At 61.1% G+C, this 17,869-nt stretch carries 18 protein-coding genes; 11 read left to right on the top strand and 7 right to left on the bottom strand.

The annotated features are described in order from the left end of the window. Window positions 1-76: 76 nt before the first annotated feature. Window positions 77-1,114 carry a rod shape-determining protein MreB gene (gene mreB, locus CXK91_RS04830; RefSeq protein ID WP_003281256.1) on the bottom strand — a complete coding sequence of 346 codons (1,038 nt, stop codon included), beginning with the start codon at window positions 1,112-1,114 and terminating at the stop codon, window positions 77-79. Window positions 1,115-1,429: 315 nt separating this feature from the next. Between mreB and gatC the strand changes: the two genes are divergently transcribed. The 6 genes from gatC (at window position 1,430) to CXK91_RS04800 (ending at window position 7,458) form a co-directional block, all read left to right on the top strand. After that, window positions 1,430-1,717 carry an Asp-tRNA(Asn)/Glu-tRNA(Gln) amidotransferase subunit GatC gene (gene gatC / locus CXK91_RS04825; protein WP_003281258.1) on the top strand — a complete coding sequence of 96 codons (288 nt, stop codon included), beginning with the start codon at window positions 1,430-1,432 and terminating at the stop codon, window positions 1,715-1,717. 14 nt (window positions 1,718-1,731) lie between these two features. After that, window positions 1,732-3,183 (top strand): Asp-tRNA(Asn)/Glu-tRNA(Gln) amidotransferase subunit GatA, encoded by a 1,452-nt coding sequence (gatA, locus tag CXK91_RS04820; RefSeq protein ID WP_103455528.1) that lies wholly within the window; start codon window positions 1,732-1,734, stop codon window positions 3,181-3,183. A gap of 11 nt (window positions 3,184-3,194) precedes the next feature. After that, a complete protein-coding gene (gene gatB, locus CXK91_RS04815; RefSeq protein WP_103455197.1) occupies window positions 3,195-4,640 on the top strand; it encodes an Asp-tRNA(Asn)/Glu-tRNA(Gln) amidotransferase subunit GatB in 1,446 nt (481 codons plus the stop codon). A 141-nt stretch (window positions 4,641-4,781) separates the two neighbouring features. Continuing rightward, window positions 4,782-5,186 carry a septal ring lytic transglycosylase RlpA family protein gene (locus tag CXK91_RS04810; protein ID WP_103455196.1) on the top strand — a complete coding sequence of 135 codons (405 nt, stop codon included), beginning with the start codon at window positions 4,782-4,784 and terminating at the stop codon, window positions 5,184-5,186. A gap of 63 nt (window positions 5,187-5,249) precedes the next feature. Further along, window positions 5,250-6,335: a calcium/sodium antiporter gene (locus CXK91_RS04805; protein WP_103455195.1), complete on the top strand. Its 1,086-nt coding sequence runs from the start codon at window positions 5,250-5,252 to the stop codon at window positions 6,333-6,335. Window positions 6,336-6,372: 37 nt separating this feature from the next. Next, entirely contained in the window at window positions 6,373-7,458 is a 1,086-nt protein-coding gene (locus tag CXK91_RS04800; RefSeq protein WP_103455194.1) for a calcium/sodium antiporter, read from the top strand. Window positions 7,459-7,497: 39 nt separating this feature from the next. Here the strand turns inward: CXK91_RS04800 and CXK91_RS04795 are convergent, their stop codons facing one another. From CXK91_RS04795 to CXK91_RS04770, 6 genes are all read right to left on the bottom strand, one after another. After that, complete coding sequence (locus tag CXK91_RS04795; RefSeq protein WP_103455193.1) at window positions 7,498-7,923, bottom strand: bactofilin family protein; 426 nt, start codon at window positions 7,921-7,923, stop codon at window positions 7,498-7,500. A gap of 16 nt (window positions 7,924-7,939) precedes the next feature. Beyond that, window positions 7,940-8,296: a hypothetical protein gene (locus CXK91_RS04790; RefSeq protein WP_103455192.1), complete on the bottom strand. Its 357-nt coding sequence runs from the start codon at window positions 8,294-8,296 to the stop codon at window positions 7,940-7,942. After that, window positions 8,277-9,260, bottom strand: a complete 984-nt coding sequence (locus tag CXK91_RS04785; protein ID WP_103455191.1) for a M23 family metallopeptidase — start codon at window positions 9,258-9,260, stop codon at window positions 8,277-8,279. The genes CXK91_RS04790 and CXK91_RS04785 overlap by 20 nt, the downstream gene beginning before the upstream one ends. Before the next feature lie 195 nt (window positions 9,261-9,455). Continuing rightward, complete coding sequence (locus CXK91_RS04780) at window positions 9,456-10,397, bottom strand: AEC family transporter (protein ID WP_103455190.1); 942 nt, start codon at window positions 10,395-10,397, stop codon at window positions 9,456-9,458. Window positions 10,398-10,505: 108 nt separating this feature from the next. Beyond that, on the bottom strand, window positions 10,506-11,066 hold the full coding sequence (locus tag CXK91_RS04775; RefSeq protein WP_014821408.1) for a response regulator transcription factor: 561 nt from the start codon (window positions 11,064-11,066) through the stop codon (window positions 10,506-10,508). 33 nt (window positions 11,067-11,099) lie between these two features. Then, window positions 11,100-12,353, bottom strand: coding sequence for an ATP-binding protein (locus CXK91_RS04770; RefSeq protein ID WP_103455189.1), 1,254 nt, complete (start codon window positions 12,351-12,353; stop codon window positions 11,100-11,102). A gap of 156 nt (window positions 12,354-12,509) precedes the next feature. On the opposite strand from CXK91_RS04770, the gene CXK91_RS04765 reads away from it, so the two are divergent. The 5 genes from CXK91_RS04765 to CXK91_RS04745 all read left to right on the top strand — a co-directional run bounded on the left by CXK91_RS04765 (window position 12,510) and on the right by CXK91_RS04745 (window position 17,810). Then, window positions 12,510-13,214 (top strand): SIMPL domain-containing protein, encoded by a 705-nt coding sequence (locus tag CXK91_RS04765; RefSeq protein WP_103455188.1) that lies wholly within the window; start codon window positions 12,510-12,512, stop codon window positions 13,212-13,214. Between the two features lie 203 nt (window positions 13,215-13,417). Further along, window positions 13,418-15,649, top strand: coding sequence for a TonB-dependent receptor domain-containing protein (locus tag CXK91_RS04760; protein ID WP_103455187.1), 2,232 nt, complete (start codon window positions 13,418-13,420; stop codon window positions 15,647-15,649). Window positions 15,650-15,810: 161 nt separating this feature from the next. Further along, complete coding sequence (locus tag CXK91_RS04755) at window positions 15,811-16,404, top strand: PepSY-associated TM helix domain-containing protein (RefSeq protein ID WP_103455186.1); 594 nt, start codon at window positions 15,811-15,813, stop codon at window positions 16,402-16,404. A 9-nt stretch (window positions 16,405-16,413) separates the two neighbouring features. Further along, window positions 16,414-16,923: a DUF2271 domain-containing protein gene (locus CXK91_RS04750; RefSeq protein ID WP_103455185.1), complete on the top strand. Its 510-nt coding sequence runs from the start codon at window positions 16,414-16,416 to the stop codon at window positions 16,921-16,923. Window positions 16,924-16,937: 14 nt separating this feature from the next. Continuing rightward, complete coding sequence (locus tag CXK91_RS04745; protein ID WP_103455184.1) at window positions 16,938-17,810, top strand: DUF4198 domain-containing protein; 873 nt, start codon at window positions 16,938-16,940, stop codon at window positions 17,808-17,810. Window positions 17,811-17,869: the final 59 nt, after the last annotated feature.

Here is a 17,869-nt window from a genome sequence, read left to right as displayed (position 1 = left end):
TACAGACTAAACGCGACAAGCCGAAAGCCGGCGCTACCGGATCTTTCGGCTTGTGATGAGCACTTGAGCGTCACGCTCACTCTGTGGACAGCAAGTCCATCGCATGACGATCCATCATTTCCAGAGCACGGCCGCCACCACGGGCGACACAGGTCAGCGGCTCTTCGGCAACGATAACCGGCAGGCCTGTTTCCTGTGCCAGCAGCTTATCCAGATCGCGCAAAAGCGCGCCGCCCCCGGTCAGCACCAGGCCACGCTCAGCGATATCGGAGGCCAGCTCCGGCGGCGATTGCTCCAGCGCGCTCTTGACCGCCTGAACGATGGTCGCCAGCGATTCCTGCAGCGCTTCCAGCACCTCGTTGGAGTTCAACGTGAACGCACGAGGCACGCCTTCGGCCAGGTTACGACCGCGGACATCCACCTCACGAATTTCGCCACCAGGGAACGCGGTGCCGATTTCCTGCTTGATGCGCTCAGCGGTGGACTCACCGATCAGGCTGCCATAGTTGCGGCGCACGTAGGTCACGATGGACTCATCGAAGCGATCGCCACCCACCCGCACGGATTCGGCGTAGACAACCCCATTGAGAGAAATCAGCGCGATCTCGGTGGTACCACCGCCGATGTCCACCACCATCGAACCACGCGCTTCGTCGACCGGCAGGCCGGCACCGATTGCGGCGGCCATTGGCTCTTCGATCAAAAACACTTCGCGAGCACCAGCACCTAAGGCGGATTCACGAATGGCGCGGCGCTCGACCTGCGTCGACTTGCAAGGCACGCAGATCAGCACTCGCGGGCTGGGCTGCAGAAAGCTGTTTTCGTGCACCTTGTTGATGAAGTACTGCAGCATCTTCTCGCAGACGCTGAAATCGGCGATCACACCGTCCTTCATGGGACGAATGGCGTTGATGTTGCCTGGAGTACGGCCCAGCATGCGCTTGGCCTCGGTGCCTACAGCGACAACACTTTTCTGATTGCCGTGGGTACGAATGGCAACAACCGAAGGTTCGTCGAGGACAATGCCGCGATCGCGCACATAAATAAGGGTATTGGCAGTGCCCAGGTCGATCGACAGATCACTGGAAAACATGCCACGCAGTTTCTTGAACATGGGAAAAGGGCCCTGGGGCAAACGCGTGGGGAAAAAAGTGCCGCAAACTCTAACAATGGTGCGAAGTTAGGGCAAGGCGCGAGTCCGCCCGCGTAGCGCCAGACGTGAGCCATTACGCGTCAGGCCGGAATACAAGCCAACTCCGAGCAGAGGCACGCGGGCCGCGTGTACGCTACCGATTAACGCTTCGGGCATGTAAGATTGGCGGCTTTTCCGGGCTCTAATGCCCATTGCCACGGCTCGTCCCGTGTCGCCATGTGCCCCCGTCCAGTCGACGGAAGGTGCAACCGATTCGCTTTCCGCTGGAGATACCCGATGGCGCTTGAACGCACCGAGGTGGAAAAGATCGCTCACCTGGCCCGCCTGGGCCTGTCTGAAGCCGACCTGCCCCGCACTACCGAGACCCTCAACAATATCCTCGGCTTGATCGATCGCATGCAAGCGGTCGACACCACCGGCATCGAGCCGCTGGCTCACCCGCTGGAAACCACCCAGCGCCTGCGCGCCGACGTGGTCACCGAAACCAACCAGCGCGAAGCCTTCCAGGCCATCGCACCCGCCGTGGAAGAAGGCCTTTATCTGGTCCCGCGAGTGATCGAGTGATGAAGGACAACGACATGCACAACCTGACGCTTGCCGAGATCGCCCGCAACCTTGCCGAAAAGCGTTTCTCCGCCGAGGAACTGACGCGCACCCTGCTGACTCGCATCGCGCAGCTCGACCCGCAGCTCAACGCCTTCATCAGCGTCACCGATGAACTCGCCATCGAGCAGGCCAAAGCAGCCGACGCACGTCGTGCCGCTGGCGAGAACGGCGCGTTACTCGGTGCACCTATCGGCCACAAGGACCTGTTCTGCACCCAGGGCATTCGCACCAGCTGCGGCTCGAAAATTCTCGACAGCTTCAAAGCCCCGTACGACGCAACCGTGGTTGAAAAGCTCGGCGCCGCCGGCATGGTCACCCTGGGCAAGTTGAACATGGACGAATTCGCCATGGGCTCGGCCAACGAGTCGAGCTATTACGGCCCAGTGAAGAACCCCTGGGACCTGTCCCGCGTACCCGGCGGTTCCTCCGGTGGTTCCGCCGCAGCCATCGCCGCACGACTGCTGCCTGCCGCGACCGGCACCGACACTGGCGGCTCGATCCGCCAGCCTGCCGCGCTGACCAACCTCACCGGCCTCAAGCCCACCTACGGCCGCGTATCGCGCTGGGGCATGGTGGCCTACGCCTCGAGTCTCGATCAGGGCGGCCCGATGGCACGCACGGCCGAAGACTGCGCGCTGCTGCTGTCGGCAATGGCCGGCTTCGATGCCAAGGACTCCACCAGCGTCGACCAGCCGCTGGACGACTACCTCACCGCCCTTAGCCAACCGCTCACTGGCCTGCGCATCGGTCTGCCGAAGGAGTATTTCGGCGCCGGCCTCGATCCGAAGATCGCTGACGCCGTCATGGCATCCGTCGAGGAGCTGAAGAAGCTCGGCGCCACGGTCAAGGAAATCAGCCTGCCGAACATGCAGCATGCGATCCCTTCCTATTACGTGATCGCGCCGGCCGAGGCCTCTTCCAACCTCTCGCGTTTCGATGGCGTGCGCTTCGGCTATCGCTGCGAGAACCCGGTCGACCTCACCGATCTCTACAAGCGCTCGCGGGCCGAAGGCTTCGGCGACGAGGTCAAGCGACGCATCATGGTGGGCACCTATGCGCTGTCGGCCGGCTACTACGATGCCTACTATCTGAAGGCGCAGAAAATCCGTCGCCTGATCAAGCAGGACTTCGTCGCGGCCTTCGAGCAGGTCGACGTGATCCTCGGCCCGACCACGCCGAACCTGGCCTGGAAGCTGGGCGAGAAGAACGCCGATCCGGTTTCCGCCTACCTGGAAGACATCTACACCATCACCGCCAACCTGGCGGGCATTCCGGGCCTGTCGATGCCGGCCGGCTTCATCGATGGCCTGCCGGTGGGCGTGCAACTGTTGGCGCCGTACTTCCAGGAAGCGCGCCTGCTCAATGTGGCGCACCAGTATCAACAAGTCACCGATTGGCACATGCGCGCCCCGACCGGATTCTGAGGAGATTGAAGATGCAATGGGAAACCGTGATCGGGCTGGAGATTCACGCACAGCTCGCGACCCAGTCGAAGATCTTTTCCGGCAGCGCCACCACCTTTGGTGCCGAGCCCAACACCCAGGCCAGCCTGGTCGACCTCGGCATGCCCGGCACCCTGCCGGTGCTCAACGCCGAAGCCGTTCGGATGGCCTGCAAGTTCGGCCTGGCGATCGACGCCGAGATCGCGCCGAAGAACGTCTTCGCGCGCAAGAACTACTTCTACCCTGACCTGCCCAAGGGTTACCAGACCAGCCAGATGGATCATCCCATCGTCGGCAAGGGTCATCTGGACATCACCCTGGAAGATGGCAGCACCCGCCGCATCGGCATCACCCGCGCGCACCTGGAAGAGGACGCCGGCAAGAGCCTGCACGAAGACTTCCACGGCATGAGCGGTATCGACCTGAACCGCGCCGGCACCCCGCTGCTGGAGATCGTCTCCGAGCCGGACATCCGCTCGGCCAAGGAAGCGGTCGCCTACGTCAAGGCGGTCCACGCCCTGGTGCGCTACCTCGGCATCTGCGACGGCAACATGGCCGAAGGCTCGTTGCGCTGCGACTGCAACGTCTCGGTGCGGCCGAAAGGCCAGGCGGAGTTTGGTACCCGTGCCGAGATCAAGAACGTCAACTCGTTCCGCTTCATCGAAAAGGCGATCAACCATGAGGTACAGCGGCAGATCGAGCTGATCGAAGATGGCGGCAAAGTGGTACAGGAAACGCGTCTGTACGACCCGAACAAGGACGAGACGCGCTCCATGCGCAGCAAGGAAGAAGCCAACGACTATCGCTACTTCCCCTGCCCTGACCTGCTGCCGGTGGTGATCGAGCAGAGCTTCCTCGACGAAGTGCGCGCCAGCCTGTCGGAGCTGCCGGTACAGAAGCGCGAACGCTTCGAGCGCGAGTTCGGCCTGTCGGCCTATGACGCCACGGTGCTGGCCGCCAGTCGCGAGATGGCCGACTACTTCGAACAGGTCAATGCCACCTGCGGCGATGCCAAGCTGGCCGCCAACTGGGTAATGGGCGAGCTGTCCAGCCTGCTCAACAAGGAAGGGCTGGAAATCGAACAGTCGCCGGTGTCTGCCGAGCAGCTGGGCGGCATGATCCTGCGCATCAAGGACGACACCATCAGCGGCAAGATCGCCAAGATGGTCTTCGAGGCCATGGCCGCTGGTGAAGGCTCTGCCGACGAGATCATTGAGCAGAAAGGCCTCAAGCAGGTCACCGACTCCGGCGCCATCGAGGCAATGCTGGACGAAGTGCTGGCAGCGAATGCCGAGCAAGTCGAACAGTATCGTGCCAGCGACGAAGCCAAACGCGGCAAGATGTTCGGCTTCTTCGTCGGCCAGGCGATGAAGGCGTCCAAGGGCAAGGCCAACCCCGGCCAGGTGAACCAACTGCTGAAGAAAAAGCTCGAAGGCTAAGCTGAACGATGGCCCTGCGCGGTTGCAGATTACTGCAACCGCGAACATCGCCACTCCACTGCTCTCGGCACTGCCAGAACTGCGCAACCTCTGCCGCGGGCCATCGCCGACTCAGCGATCGACCCAACGGAAGGATTGTTCATGCGCCTGACACGCCTCACTGCCCTGCTGTTTCTGACCCTTATCGTCAGCGGCTGCGCCGATCGCCAAGCGACGCAGCCAACCAAGGCACCTCCTACCACTCAGGATCGTTTCAGTCAGAGCGGCAAGGCTTCCTATTACGCGCGAATGCACCACGGCCAACGCACCGCAAATGGCGAAACCCATGATCAGAACGCGCTGGTCGCAGCCCATCGCAGCCTGCCATTCGGTACCCGTGTTCGGGTAACCAACGAGCAAAATGGCAAGCAAGTGGTGGTACGAATCAACGACCGGGGGCCATTTCGTCGCGGTCGTATCATCGATCTCTCCCGCGCAGCGGCGGCACAACTGGACATGCTCCAGAGTGGCGTGGCCCGGGTACGAATTGAAACCCTCCATGAATGAGCAGGCACCAACAGTGAAGGCCCGAGTCGCGCGCGGCGCTACAGCACCAACAGGATCGCCCGCATGTCGCTGATTACGTTCGCCTACCTTATCGGCGGCCTGGTTTTACTCGTCGTCGGTGCCGAAGCGCTGGTGCGCGGTGCCGCTAAACTGGCCAGCCGCTTCGGTATCCCACCCCTGATCATCGGGCTGACGGTGGTCGCCTTCGGCACCAGCGCACCGGAAACAGCCGTCAGCGTGCAGGCGTCGCTGAATGGCAGCGGTGACATAGCTGTTGGTAATGTGATCGGCAGCAACATTGCCAATATCCTGCTGATCCTCGGCCTTTCCGCGCTTATCGCACCACTGGTGGTATCCCGACAGCTGATACGCCTGGACGTCCCGGTAATGATTGGTGCCGGCCTACTGTGCTACGGCCTGGCCTGGAATGGCAGTATCAGCCGACTGGACGGCATCCTGTTGCTTGTCGCCCTGCTTGGCTACACGCTGTTTCTGGTAATCGCCAGCAAGCGCGAACAACCGGGGCCAGGTGTCGACGAGTTCGATACCGAGTTCGGACCGGACCCTGCCGCCAAGCCCTATGCCTGGGTGCTTCAGCTGTTGCTGATCGTACTGGGCCTAGGCCTTTTGGTTGGCGGCTCAAACCTGCTGATCGAAGGTGCGGTTGGCCTGGCCCGAGCACTGGGACTGTCAGAGCTGGTTATCGGCCTTACAGTGGTAGCGATCGGCACTTCGATGCCGGAGCTGGCGACCTCGGTTCTAGCCGTGATCAGGGGCGAGCGCGACATTGCGGTCGGCAACATCGTCGGCAGCTGTATATTCAATCTACTGCTCGTTTTGGGGGCAGGTGCCGCGGTGGCTGCGGAGGGGCTGTCCATCTCGCCGAACGCCCAGTCTTTCGACTTCCCGGTGATGTTGGCCGTGTTCGTCGCCTGCCTGCCGATTTTCTTTTCCGGCTACTGCATTCAACGCTGGGAAGGCCTGCTGTTCTTCGCCTACTACCTGGCCTACACACTGTATCTGGTGATGTTCGCCACAGGGCTGGGCGCCATCGAGTTGCTGCGCGACGCAATGCTCTGGTTCGCGTTCCCCTTGACGGCTGTCACGCTTTTGGTGATCTTCCTGCGCGCCTGGCAACGCCAGCGCTAACCACCCCCTATTACTCCCCCTTCCGGAGCGACACATCGTGACCCTGATGACATTCGTTTACCTCATTGCCGGCCTTGTGCTACTCGTCGCTGGTGCGGAGGTGCTGGTGCGCGGCGCGGGCAAGCTAGCGGCCCAGTTTGGTATCTCGCCTCTGGTCATCGGCCTTACCGTAGTCGCCTTCGGTACCAGCGCGCCGGAAACAGCGGTCAGCGTACAGGCCTCGCTTAATGGCAGCGGCGACATCGCAATTGGCAACGTGCTGGGTAGCAACATCGCCAACGTGCTGCTGATTCTCGGCATGACGGCGCTGGTTGCACCCCTGGTGGTGTCGCGTCAGCTGATCCGCCTGGACGTGCCGATCATGATCGGCGCCAGCCTGGTCACCTTTGCGCTGGCCTGGGACGGCGAGCTAAGCCGCTTCGATGGCGCATTGCTGTTCACGGCTGTAGTGGTCTACACGCTGTTTCTGATCATCAGCAGCCGCCGTGAGAAAGCGGCCGATGCTGACGACGAATTCGCCAAGGAGTTCGGCCTGAACGAGCCCGCCAAGCCGTATGCAGGGCTGATCAATGCCGGGCTAGTGCTAGGCGGCCTCGTGCTGCTGGTGGTGGGCTCCAACTTCCTTGTCGAGGGCGCTGTATCATTGGCCCGCGCGCTCGGCCTGTCGGAGCTGGTCATTGGTCTGACCGTTATCGCTATCGGCACATCACTGCCGGAATTGGCCACCTCGATCATGGCGGCGTTTCGTGGCGAGCGCGACATCGCCGTGGGCAATATCGTCGGCAGCAACATTTTCAACCTGCTCTGCGTACTTGGCCTGGCTTCGCTCGTATCACCGCAGGCTATCGCCATATCGCCCAATGCACTGGCATTCGACTTCCCAGTGATGATTGCAGTGGCGTTTGCCTGCCTGCCGATCTTCTTCGCCGGCTACAGCATCAATCGTTGGGAAGGCGCACTGTTCGTGGCCTATTACGTGGCGTATACGCTTTACCTCGTGCTCGCCAGCACCGGTCGACCATTCGCCGAAACCTTCGGCGACGCGATGCTGGGCTACGCGCTGCCGCTTACCGCAATCACGCTGTTGGTCATTACCGGTAGCGCCTGGAAAACTCAGCGCTAAGTGACTCAGGGGCGGGCCTTACTGGCTCCCCCCTGCACTTCAGCCCTCGCACACCTGCGGGCGTGGCAACTCGAACACCTGGGCGGTCTCTTCTTCGTCACTCATACGATTGAGGGCGCCGTCGACCACTGCGCCATTTTCCATGCTTAGTTGGCGATAGCGGATATTGCCGCGCACGCGCGCATTGGAATGCAGCTCAAGAAGGTGTTCGACCACCAGATCCCCAACGATGGTGCCGTCGATCAGCGCATCGTAGCTGGTGACATTTCCTTCGATCCTTCCCTCGGCACTCAGCGCTAGCAGGCTGTGAGTGCCTGGCTTGTGGCAGACGTTGCCGCACACTTCGCCGCTGACCTTGAGCCCTTCCTCGAAGGTGACATCCCCCACCAGCGACAGATTTCCGGAGATCAAGCTGGAAAACTGATCGATGGTGACGCCAGACACCTGCTTCTTCTTGTTGAACATCATCTACTCCAAAAAATTAACGGGCTTTCTTCTGCTGCCGGAAGAAGGCCAGGTCGGTCTGCAGCCGCTCGACTTGTGCTGAAAGCGTGGCGATACGCCTGAGCAACTGCTCCTCAGTGGCCTGGGTTTCCTGACGCTGCAGGCGGCTGTGCTCCAATGCAGCCTTGAGCGTCGATGTCTCGCGAGCCATTGCTTCGAGCCGCTGCACATGATCACTGCGCTCGTGGTCGCGCAGATAAAGCAGTGCACCAATCACACAGAGCAGCCCCACGATGATCCAGTGTCCAGTGCGTGCACGGCGGCCAGCTTGCAAGCGGTGTTCGGCGCGAACCAGCTCACGGGTGGAGGGGCGCTTAGTCCTCAGCCAAGTCATCGCCGACGCGCTCCAGATCCCCCAGGGCGAGGAAGCGCTGCGGGTCGACGAAACGCCCCTTGTGCAGCACTTCGAAATGCAGATGTGGCCCGGTGGACCGCCCCGTGGAGCCCACTGTCCCGATCCGCTGCTCCGGCGTCACCACGTCGCCCTGGCGCACATCCAGTCGCGACAGGTGTGCGTAGCGGGTGACCAGACGATTGCCGTGATCGATTTCCACCAGATTGCCGTAGGCACCGCGGTAGCCGGCAAAACGCACCCGGCCTCCCGCTGCAGCGACAACATCCGAGCCACTCTTCAGCGCGAAGTCGACTCCCGAATGGAACGCTAGCTGCTTACGAAACGGATCGATGCGGTTGCCAAATGCCGACCCCAGCCGAGCCTCGCCCACGGGCCGCCGGGAGGGGATCGCCATGAGCGCCGCATTACGCTCGGCGACTCGCTGCATCAAACTATCCAGCATCACGCGCATGCAGCGCGCTGAGCTCTCGCTATGCTGCAGGTCTGCAAGTGTCGCAGACCCGGCGTCTACCAACAGCTCCCCCGAACACCCTCTGGGCGGCAACAGGGCGCCGCCCTGCCCCGCACCAGTGCGTGCAACCCGGTCTGGCGCCAGGACCGGCAGCAGCGTTGGATCCAGCGCTGACAGCTGGCCATGCAGGACGCGCTGGTCGTCCATCATCTGTTGTAGCGCGAGCAAATCGGACTCAAGGGATTTCAAGCGACCTACCACCTCACCAACGCGAGCGATGGCAAACCGGCCCTCTTCTTCAAACGCCGTTGCGTCCTCATGGGTAGCTGTAGGCTGGCCACGCAGATCGCTACCGACCCAGACACCCCCAGCGAAACTACCCAAACTCAGTACCAGCACCAGAGCAAAACCCGGCGCCGCGAGCCGACGCAGGTTGACGACGCGAATGTCGTCACGCGTCAGCGAGCGGCTCGAAGGTGTGAAAAATGCCATGAGTGATTCCCTAGAACACAGAGCGGCTGCCTCACAGGCAAGCCGTTGATCGTCCAGGGCAATGTGACCGAAACGGACTTTTTTTTCTGAGGCCTGATGACCGATTACGACCATCGCGCTCCCATTCTTAAGCCGCAAAGCCGATTTCGATCACATTGGCGACGAACGGCAGGGACCTGCTAGCAGCCCCCTGAGCTAGATCCAGCCCAACCAACCCAGCAGGAACAGGCCGGCGTTGATGCTCAGTGCCGCCATCAGCGTGGTGATGACGATGATTGTGGCGGCAAGCTGATGGTTTGAATTGACCGCACGCGCCATGACGAAGCTAGCAGCGGCCGTTGGGCTGGCAAAGTAGAGAAAGAGAATACCCAACTCTGCATCCCGAAAGCCGAAAGCCCAAGCCCCCAGAGTCGCGAGGGCGGGCAACCAGACCATCTTCATCAGGCTAGAACTTAGCGCGCTGCCACTGCTCTTGCGCAACGCATCCAGTGATAGCGTGGCGCCGATGCAAATCAGCGCCAGCGGCAGGGTCATTTGCGCGAAGTACTGACCCGAGGTCATCAGCCAACCCGGCAAGGCGATTTCCCAGTAGGCAAATGGCACAGCCGCCACAACACCGATGATCAACGGATTGCGCAAAATGCTGAGCAGAATGTCCTTCGCTCCAACCTGTCCATCTGGACTGTAGATGGCGAGCACCATTGCCGACAGGCTGTTGTAGACCAGAATCACCACGCCCGCGAGCACACCGCCAACCGACAGACCGTAGTCACCGTAGAGGCTGGTGGCCAGCGCCAGACCGACGATTCCGTTATTGCCACGAAAAGCGCCCTGAACATACACGCCGCGGTCGGATGCCGGGCAGCGCCATAGGGACCAGAGCCAGGCCACGATGAAGGTTGCTATCGTGGCAAGAACGAAATAGAGCAGCAGCGCAGGTTGCAGGGCCGTAGTCAGGTCGGCCTTGATGATGGAGATGAACAGCAGCGTGGGCATGGTGCCCTTGAACACTAGCGATGAGGCAGTGTGGACGAACGCCGAGTCGATCCAGCGTAGGCGCATGAGCGCAACGCCGAGAAAAAGCATGGCAAACACTGGCGCGGTCACGCTCAGGGTCTGCAGTACTAGGGGGAGCATGAAAAAACGCCTGCAACTACGGGAGACGCAAGCATAAAGCATGAGCCGCGCGAGGGCTCAACCGCCGTGTCAGTACGGCGCTCGGCCCCGCGAAACCATACCGCAGCCCTAGCGTCTTACCGGACGTTTCTGCAGCTTGCGCTGCAACGTCCGCCGGTGCATGCCCAGGGCACGCGCGGTAGCGGAAATGTTGCCATCGTGCTCGCTGAGCACCCGCTGGATGTGTTCCCACTGCAGGCGATCGACAGACATCGGATTTTCCGGCACCAGGCTGTCAAGATCGGCATGCTGCGACAGCAGCGCCGCCAGCACATCATCGGCGTCAGCAGGCTTGCACAGGTAATTGCAAGCACCACGCTTGATCGCTTCCACCGCGGTGGCGATGCTGGAGTAGCCGGTCAGGATCAACACGCGCATCTCCGGATCCAGTTCAAGCAGCTTGGGCAGCAGCACCAGGCCCGAGTCACCCTCCATTTTAAGATCAAGCACTGCATAGTCGGGGATATCCTGCTTGGCCAGGGCCAGGCCCTCCTCGGCCGAACCGGCGATGCTGACCTGCAGGCCACGGCGGCTCATGGCACGAGCCATCACCCGGGTGAACGTCGGATCGTCATCCACCAACAGCAGATGAGGTTGTTCTTCGCCCTCTTGCTGCAACTCGTCGGTCATCTGTGCATTTCCTCGCATTGTTCACGATCGGGATCAGGGGCGCACCGAGCCATGCGGCAGGCGCAGTTCGGTCAGTGTGCCACCTTCTTCGTGATTGTAGAGCTTCACTGTGCCACCAGCGCGCGTGACGCTGGCTTGACTGAGAAACAGACCAAGGCCGAAACCTTTGCCTTTGGTGGTGATGAAGGGTCTGCCGATCTGTTCGGCAATGGCCAGCGGCACCCCAGCCCCGTGGTCGCGAATGGTCAGCCTGATCCACTGCGCGTCCCAGTCGAGGCGTATATCCAGATCCTCGGGACTGGCGTCGGTGGCATTGTTCAACAGGTTGAGCAACGACTGACTGAGGTCAGCTGGCGGCATCAAACGGGGCGGGCTACCTAAACCGACGCAATGAAAACGGAAAGTCGCCTCCGGGCGCATCAGGTGCCAGCGCTGCAGCACCGAGTCGACCCACTCGCGAGCAGTCTGCTCGACCACCGCTTGGCGACGATCAGCCTCGGCAGCGCGGACCAGCTGTCGCAAGCTCTCCTTGCACAGCTGGACCTGCGACTGCAACAGGCCGAGATCCTCGCTCAGCTGCGGATCCTTGTATTCCTGGCGCAACTCCTTGAGCAGCACACTCATGGTTGCCAACGGAGTACCCAGCTCATGCGCGGCGCCGGCAGCTTGCGTAGCCACGGCGAGCAGTTGCTGATCGCGCATGCTTTCCTCGCGGCGCTGGGCCTGCTGCTGTTCCTGACGGCGCAGCTGTTCGGCCATGCGCGCGACGAAGAACGTGATCAGCGCGGCCGCCAGCGCGAAACTCAGCCACATGCCGTAGACCTGCAGCGTCGCTCGCTCGAAGGGCGGCAGAGTAAGTGGGTCGTACCAGACCAGCATCAGCGTGTAACCCAGTAGCGCCAAGCCGGAGAGCACGATGGAATACAGCCACGGAAGGGTTGCTGCGGCGATGGTGAGCGGCACGAGGTAATAGGAGACGAAGGGGTTGGTCGAGCCACCCGAGTAATACAGCAGCGCGCTGTGGATCATCAGATCGCAGCCCAAATGGACGGCATACTCAAGCTCGGTAACGGGCCAAGGGCCACGCAACCGCAACGCGGTGCCCAGACAAAGCACAGCCGAAACGGCCAGCGTAATGCCCAGCGCGAGCCACGGCAGCGTCAACAACTTGGTTGCATAAGCCACGCCCACGGCGCCGGACTGCGCAGCCAGCACCACGATGCGTATAAGAGTCAGAAGCCGAAGGTTCTGCCGGCTGGCAGACAACAGCGGGACGGATGCGTACATGGAGTCTCCAACAATTCGGCGGAGTATAACCAAGCCGTTTGCCGACCTGCCTGAAATGCGGCAACTCGACGCACAGACAGCTGCACACATTCGCCGTCGCGATGTAGAGTCTTGCGCTATCGCACCGTACCGGTGCCGTCGCCAAGGACCTCCTTTATGCAGCACTCTTTCTTCCGCAGCGCCGCCTTTCTGGTAATTGCTGCGAGCCTCACCAGCCTGAACGCCCTCGCCGAGGATGCCCGCTACAACCAGGTCGCCCTGCGCGCCGAGGTCAGCACCGAAGTTGCCCATGACCGGATGCACGTCACGCTTTATAGCGAAGCACAGCACAGCGACCCTTCCCAGCTCGCAGCACAGACGACCAACACACTGAACCAGGCGCTGCAAAGCGCCCGCCAGAACAAGGACGTGATCATCAGCCAGGGCAGCCGCAACAGCTATCCGGTCTATGACGATAAAGGCCAGCAGATCACCGGCTGGCGAGAGCGCGCCGAATTGCGCCTCGAAAGCAGCAACTTCGCCAGCCTGTCGAAGCTCACCGCCGAGCTGATGAAAAGCCTGAAAATGAGCAGCATGCATTTCAGCGTCTCCGATCCGATCCGCAAACAGAACGAGGACGCCTTGCTCAAGGAAGCAGTCGCTGCATTCCAGGCTCGCGCCCAGCTTGCTACCGAAGCGCTTGGCGGCAGCGGCTACAAGCTGGTGAGCCTGAACCTCAACGGCGGCGGCTTTCAGCCCGTCATGCGTCAAAGCGCGATGAAAATGGACATGATGGAATCGGCACCCATTCCGGAAATCGAGGCCGGCAGCCGCCAGGTTACGATCAGCGCCGATGGCGTCATCGAAGTGCAGATGCGCTGATCTAGCTATTTGGGGCCGTAGCGGCTGCAAATCGCAGCTGCGCACGGCCTTGAAATATATTCTTACAACACCGCGAGCCAAGCGGCATAAGGCCTTGCGCCCATTTCACCTGACGATATGAGAAGCAACTGAAGAGAAACATAAATTCTCGTTTACGAATGATTATCATGCGGGCGCCAACGAGACGGCCACAAGGAGCCCGCATGTCTATCCCCTTCGCACGTACCGCACTGTCCTGCGCCATGATTGGCTGCAGTTTTACGGCTTTCGCTCAGACTGAACCGGTCGCACTTCAGAACATGGTCGTCAGTGCCTCTGGCTTCGAACAGAAGATCACCGAGGCGCCTGCCAGCATCAGTGTCATCAGCCAGCAGGATATGCAGCAGAAGCGCTATAGCAATCTGGCGCAGGCATTGGACGACGTGGAAGGCATCGATATCCGCCAGGGCACAGGCAAGACCGGCGGGCTGAATATCAGCATTCGTGGCATGCCTAGCGACTATACATTGATCCTGATTGACGGGCGTCGGCAGAACACCGCTGGCAACGTCACCCCTAACGGCTTCAACGAAACGTCCACGAGTTTCATGCCCCCGATGTCGGCCATTGAACGGATCGAAGTAATCCGCGGCCCAATGTCGACCCTCTACGGGTCGGATGCGATGGGCGGCGTGGTCAATATCATTACCAAGAAAGTCGCGAAAGAATGGGGCGCGTCGGTCAGCCTGGACCATACTTTCCAGGAAAATCGAGATTACGGCGACACCAGCAACACTAGCCTTTATGCCAGCGGCCCTCTCATTGACAACTTGCTCGGACTCGCTGTTCGGGGCAGTTTGTATGATCGCGCCGAGTCTGATTTGTCTTTCGATAATGACAGCCCTGTCAGCAAGCGTGGGGCCTCACCTGTAGAGGGGCGCAACCATGTGCTCGGCGCCCGCCTAACGCTTACCCCTGACGAAGCGCATGACATCTCCCTGGATTTCGAGCGCGGCCGTCAGGTTTACAATAACGACGACTGTCAGTTAGGAAATCTCGACGGTAAAAACGGCGGCAGCGCCACTGATGGCTGCACCGTAGACGCACCGACCAAAGCCAACGGATATGCTGACGAACTGCGCTTCGAGCGCGACCAGTTTGCCCTTAGCCACACGGGGCGCTTCAGTTTCGGCACTCTGGATAGCAGCCTGACGCACACCACCACCGAAACCATCGGCCGCACGATTCCTGGTACGCCTATCGGCAACTCCTACACCGGCTACCCATCGATCGTCATCGGCGATGACCGCGAGCTGAAATCCACCGACCTGATCCTCGATACCAAACTGGTCAGCCCGGTTGGGGAGTCGCACATACTCACTGTTGGGGGGCAATACTGGGATGCCAAGGTCACGGACGGCATTGCCGACGACGATTTCCAGCAGAAGTCCTGGGCGATGTTCGTCGAAGACGAGTGGCGTCTACGTCATGACCTGGCTTTGACGCTGGGCGCTCGCTATGAAGACCATGAGGCGTTCGGTGGCCACATCAGTCCACGCGCTTATCTGGTCTGGAATACCAATGACAATTGGACGATGAAAGGTGGCGTCAGCCGCGGATACAAAACGCCAACGCTGAATCAGCTTCACGACGGTATCAGCGGCGTCACCAGCCAGGGCGCGGTCATCACGGTTGGCAGCCCGGATCTGGATCCGGAAATCACCACCAATACCGAACTCGGCGTCTACTTCGACAACCTCAGCGGCTTCAGTGCAAACGCGACCGTGTTCCATAACAAGTTCGACGACAAGATCGATGATGGAACGCCGATCGCTAACTGCTTCTCTGCAACCAATCCCAACCAGCCGGGTTGCGTCAGCTTCGGCAGCGGTTTTACGCAAGATTCCTTCGCCCAAAGCGTAAATGTCGACGAAGCCGTTACCCAAGGCCTTGAACTGGCGGGGCGCTGGGAGTTCGCACCGGCCTGGGCGCTGGCCATGAACTACACCTACACCGATAGCGAACAAAAGAGTGGTGCAAACAAAGGCGCCCCGCTGACAAACACACCAGAACATATGCTTCATGCACGGCTCAGCTGGCAGACCACAGACCGTCTGAACCTATGGTTCAAGGGTGAGTACCGGGACGAGCGGACGCGCTTCACTGATCGCTACGAAAACCTGACGGCAGCAAACCAGGCACTTTATGACGCTGCAGGAGATTTGAAAGCGTACGAAGTGTTCCACCTTGGCGGCTCATTCAAAGCCTCGGAAAACGTCACCTTCAACGCAACTATCTACAACCTTTTCGACAAGGACTTTACCGAGGGCACTTACTACACCACCAACACAGGCACGACGGGGTGGGCCTCCGACTACATCCAGTCGGCGGCTGCCACCAGCGGCACCCTGGAAGAAGGTCGTCGCCTCTGGCTCTCCGCCAACTTCACCTTCTAATCCGTAGGCGCCCAAACGAGCCGGGAGTATCCCGGCTTCGTTGTTTCTCGCACATTGCGGATCGCGAGCAAAACGCGAATGTATGCTGTTTGTAAATCTTTAGCATCGCCGCCGTCAGGCACCCTAGAATTCGCCCACCCCACAGCACGACAAGGACCACCATGCATTTCTGGCTCGGCACTCTGCGCCAATGGCACTGGATCAGTTCTGCCCTGTGCCTGGTCGGCATGCTGTTGTTCTCGGTAACCGGCATCACGCTCAACCATGCTGGGCAGATCGAAAGCAAACCGCTGGTGGAAACCCGCGGCGGACAGTTGCCCGAGTCGTTGCTCAGCCGTTTGCAGGCCGACGCCCCAGAGGACGGCTTGCCTGCCGAGCTGCAGCAATGGCTGGAACATACCCTGGACCAACGACTGGCCGGTCGTGACGCCGAGTGGAGCGATGGCGAACTCTATGTCGCCCTGCCCCGTCCCGGCGGCGACGCCTGGCTGAGCCTGAGCCTGGAAAGCGGCGAGTTGGAATACGAATCGACCGACCGCGGGTGGATCGCCTATTTCAACGACCTGCACAAAGGCCGCCATACCGGCGAAGCCTGGAGCTGGTTCATCGACTTCTTTGCCGTTGCCTGTGTGGTGTTCAGCCTCACCGGTCTGCTGCTTCTGCATCGTCACGCCAGCAATCGTCCCACTACCTGGCCGCTGGTTGGCCTGGGGCTGGTGATTCCGCTGCTGCTGGCGCTGCTTTTCATTCATTAAGGACTGCCCATGCGTAAACGCCTGTTGTTGCCCCTCACCCTGCTTAGCGCCCCGCTATACGCGGCGGACATGCAGCTGGATGTGGAAATTCCCCGTTTGGATGTCGCCGAGTACCACCGCCCCTACGTCGCCATCTGGCTGGAGCGCCCGGATCAGAGCCATGTTGCCAACCTGGCGGTGTGGTACGACACCAAGCTCAAGGACAAGGAAGGTGAGAAATGGCTCAAGGACCTGCGCCAATGGTGGCGCCGTAGCGGCCGCAGCCTGGAAATGCCGGTCGATGGCGTCAGCGGCGCCACCCGCGCTGTAGGCAGCCACTCGCTGAAGTTCTCGGATCAGCAGGCGCCCCTGAAGACGCTGGAAGCTGGCGAATACCGCCTGGTGGTCGAAGCGGCCCGCGAAGTCGGCGGCCGCGAGCTGCTGCGCGTTCCGTTCAGCTGGCCTCCCACGCAGAACACCAACCATCAAGCCCAGGGCAAGAGTGAGCTGGGCGCAATCACCCTCACCCTGACCCAATGAACAGGAAGCACGCCATGAAACCCGTCATCAAATGGACCGCACTGGCCCTCGCCGTCTGCCTGCCGCTTTCGGCTCAGGCCCACCGCGCCTGGATGCTGCCCTCGGCAACGGTGCTATCCGGTGAAGAGCCTTGGATCACCGTCGACGCCGCCGTCTCCAACGACTTGTTCTACTTCGAGCACGTTCCGATGCGCCTCAAGGGCATCGGCGAAGCGGCTCAGGCACCTGCGGGCGGCCCGCCAGGCATGCGCCGCCCAACGCCGGAGTTGCAGATCATCGCGCCGGACGGCTCGAAGGCATCCGCCCAGAACGGCGCTGTTGGCCGTTACCGCAGCACCTTCGACGTGCAGCTGAGCCAGAAGGGAACGTACAAGCTGGCGGTCGCAAACAGCGGTCTGTTTGCCAGCTGGAAGGAAAAGGGCGAGACACGCCGCTGGATGGGTTCCGCCGAAAGCTTTGCCAAGGACGTCCCGGCCAAGGCAGAAGGTCTCAAGGTCAGCCAGACCAACAGCCGCATGGAAGTATTCGTGACCTCCGGCGCGCCCACTACCGAAGTCCTCGCACCGACCGGCGTGGGTCTGGAGCTCAAGCCTGTCACCCACCCCAACGACCTGTTTGCGGGTGAGGCGGCCGAGTTCATTTTCCTGCTCGACGGCAAACCGGCTGCGGATATCGAGATCAGCGTCATCCCGGGCGGCAACCGCTATCGCGACGAACTGGGCGAGATCAACGCCAAGACCGATGCCGACGGCAAGGTCAGCATCACCTGGCCTGAAGCCGGCATGTACTGGCTGGAGGCCGAACTGACTACCGACAAGGGCGTGAGCAAGCCGGCCACCGAGCGCCGCGCAAGCTACAGCGCCACTCTGGAAGTGCTGGCACCCTGAGCCTTGCACCTGTAACTCGATGCAGTCTGGAGATGGTCGTCGCGACCATTCCGGACTGC

The organism is Stutzerimonas stutzeri (assembly GCF_002909485.1).
GTDB lineage: Bacteria > Pseudomonadota > Gammaproteobacteria > Pseudomonadales > Pseudomonadaceae > Stutzerimonas > Stutzerimonas stutzeri_AH.
Note: the sequence above shows the minus strand (reverse complement) of the source record. Positions and strands in the feature narration are given on the sequence as shown.

What these genes read in the sequence shown, in the direction of transcription:
- mreB (WP_003281256.1), bottom strand. Translation starts at nt 1,114, where the DNA reads ATGTTCAAGAAACTGCGTGGCATGTTTTCCAGTGATCTGTCGATCGAC.
- gatC (WP_003281258.1), top strand. Translation starts at nt 1,430, where the DNA reads ATGGCGCTTGAACGCACCGAGGTGGAAAAGATCGCTCACCTGGCCCGC.
- gatA (WP_103455528.1), top strand. Translation starts at nt 1,732, where the DNA reads ATGCACAACCTGACGCTTGCCGAGATCGCCCGCAACCTTGCCGAAAAG.
- gatB (WP_103455197.1), top strand. Translation starts at nt 3,195, where the DNA reads ATGCAATGGGAAACCGTGATCGGGCTGGAGATTCACGCACAGCTCGCG.
- CXK91_RS04810 (WP_103455196.1), top strand. Translation starts at nt 4,782, where the DNA reads ATGCGCCTGACACGCCTCACTGCCCTGCTGTTTCTGACCCTTATCGTC.
- CXK91_RS04805 (WP_103455195.1), top strand. Translation starts at nt 5,250, where the DNA reads ATGTCGCTGATTACGTTCGCCTACCTTATCGGCGGCCTGGTTTTACTC.
- CXK91_RS04795 (WP_103455193.1), bottom strand. Translation starts at nt 7,923, where the DNA reads ATGTTCAACAAGAAGAAGCAGGTGTCTGGCGTCACCATCGATCAGTTT.
- CXK91_RS04790 (WP_103455192.1), bottom strand. Translation starts at nt 8,296, where the DNA reads ATGACTTGGCTGAGGACTAAGCGCCCCTCCACCCGTGAGCTGGTTCGC.
- CXK91_RS04785 (WP_103455191.1), bottom strand. Translation starts at nt 9,260, where the DNA reads ATGGCATTTTTCACACCTTCGAGCCGCTCGCTGACGCGTGACGACATT.
- CXK91_RS04780 (WP_103455190.1), bottom strand. Translation starts at nt 10,397, where the DNA reads ATGCTCCCCCTAGTACTGCAGACCCTGAGCGTGACCGCGCCAGTGTTT.
- CXK91_RS04775 (WP_014821408.1), bottom strand. Translation starts at nt 11,066, where the DNA reads ATGACCGACGAGTTGCAGCAAGAGGGCGAAGAACAACCTCATCTGCTG.
- CXK91_RS04770 (WP_103455189.1), bottom strand. Translation starts at nt 12,353, where the DNA reads ATGTACGCATCCGTCCCGCTGTTGTCTGCCAGCCGGCAGAACCTTCGG.
- CXK91_RS04765 (WP_103455188.1), top strand. Translation starts at nt 12,510, where the DNA reads ATGCAGCACTCTTTCTTCCGCAGCGCCGCCTTTCTGGTAATTGCTGCG.
- CXK91_RS04760 (WP_103455187.1), top strand. Translation starts at nt 13,418, where the DNA reads ATGTCTATCCCCTTCGCACGTACCGCACTGTCCTGCGCCATGATTGGC.
- CXK91_RS04755 (WP_103455186.1), top strand. Translation starts at nt 15,811, where the DNA reads ATGCATTTCTGGCTCGGCACTCTGCGCCAATGGCACTGGATCAGTTCT.
- CXK91_RS04750 (WP_103455185.1), top strand. Translation starts at nt 16,414, where the DNA reads ATGCGTAAACGCCTGTTGTTGCCCCTCACCCTGCTTAGCGCCCCGCTA.
- CXK91_RS04745 (WP_103455184.1), top strand. Translation starts at nt 16,938, where the DNA reads ATGAAACCCGTCATCAAATGGACCGCACTGGCCCTCGCCGTCTGCCTG.